Below are 1719 nucleotides of genomic sequence, written 5' to 3'. Positions count from 1 at the left end.
GTAACCGTTCAGGGGGGGGTGGAAGAGCGATCGCCAAAGGAGGGGCTGAGTCCTGCGGATATGCTTGTGCGTTCGCCCATCGCTAAAAATTCTCCCCAAAATCTGATAAATTAAGTGATATGGAAGACAAGCGCGTCAATCACTTAGAACAGATACCCCCAGAAGATTGGGGAAAAACTCCAAGCAGTGTGAAGAAACTGGTGGAGGAAATGGCGCAGCAAATAGAACAACAGTCAAAGAAACTAGCAGAAGTCCTCAGAGTTCAAGAACAGCTATTAGAAAAAATAAATCGGACATCAAAAAATTCATCATCACCACCATCGAGTGACCCACCGGGATTTGAAAAAAAGCCTGCAAAACAGAAAAGCAGTAAAAAACGAGGGGGTCAACCAGGTCATAAAGGAAATAGCCGAGACCTATACCCAATAGAAGAATGCAGTGAAATAATCGACCACCATCCAGAAGAATGCGCTAATTGTGGAGCCACCCTCACTGGAATTGATACAAACCCCTATCGTCACCAGATAGTAGAAATACCACCCATCAGTCCCATAGTCATAGAGCATCGTTTGCATCAATTGGCCTGTACAGGATGTGGCACTAAGACCCGTGCCATATTACCATTCGATGTGAACCCAAGTGGTTACGGGGTAAGAGTAGTAGCTCTAGTAGCATTGCTGAGTGGAGTATATCGCAATAGTCAAAGAATGGTACAAAGTGCCATGCAAGAAGTATTTGGAATCTCAATATCATTGGGAACCGTCAACAAACTGCGGCAAGAAGCGAGTAATGCCGTGGCAACCTGTGTAGATGAAGCCAAACTATATATTCAAAACGCAAACATCGTCGGAGCCGATGAGACCAGCTTTAATCAAGGAAATATTGATGGTTTTAATCCTGAACAGAGAAAAGCTTGGTTATGGGTTGCAGTCACGCCCCTAGTCACATTTTTTGAAATAGCCCTCACCCGTTGTACCCAAGGGGCAAAGAATTTATTGGGTGAAAACTTCAATGGAATTTTAAACTCCGACCGTCATGGTGCTTACAACTGGGTAGATTTAGAACGTCGGCAATTGTGTTGGGCGCACCTGCGACGGGAATTTATCAAAATATCGGAACGTCCTGGAGTTTCGGCTGAATTAGGAACTGCGCTGGTTAAACAACAGGAAAAATTATTTGAGTTATGGCATCGAGTTCGAGATGGTACTCTGTCCCGTGATCAATTTGTGAAGTTAGTCACAGATATTCGGGAGCAAGTCCTAGTTTCCTTACAAGAAGCTGCCGACCATGAGATTAGCTATCGGGAAAAAACACCCTTGTCCAAAACTGTTCGTACTTGCCGCCAACTTTTAAAGGTTGAATCTGCGATGTGGTTGTTTGTGACAACTGTTGGTGTTGAACCCACTAATAATGCTGCTGAAAGAGCTATTCGTCCCGCCGTGATCTGGCGACGGACTAGTTTCGGTTCTCAGACTGAAGCGGGTAGTAATTTTGTAGCTCGGATGTTGACTGTGGTCACAACGCTCAAGTCCCAAAAGCGTAATGTTTTGGAGTTTATGACTCAGGCTGTTGTTGCTGCTCGTGGTAGTACAGCCACTCCTTCTCTGCTTCCAGAAGCTACTGCTTGTTCTGATGATTCTGACTTGTCGAAAGCTGCATAATTTGATTGCTTGACTTCGGGGGTTGTTTTCTTCTTCTTTATACCCCCTGAACGCTTAC

General features: G+C 44.8%; 1 protein-coding gene. It reads left to right on the top strand.

Annotated features, from left to right (window positions below; all coding sequences use genetic code 11):
- Positions 1–119: 119 nt before the first annotated feature.
- Positions 120–1661, top strand: a complete 1542-nt coding sequence (tnpC, locus tag VB620_RS20815; RefSeq protein ID WP_323198058.1) for an IS66 family transposase — start codon at positions 120–122, stop codon at positions 1659–1661.
- Positions 1662–1719 lie beyond the last annotated feature (58 nt).

The organism is Nodularia harveyana UHCC-0300 (assembly GCF_034931085.1).
In the GTDB taxonomy this organism is placed as follows: Bacteria; Cyanobacteriota; Cyanobacteriia; order Cyanobacteriales; family Nostocaceae; genus Nodularia; species Nodularia harveyana.
Note: the sequence above shows the minus strand (reverse complement) of the source record. Positions and strands in the feature narration are given on the sequence as shown.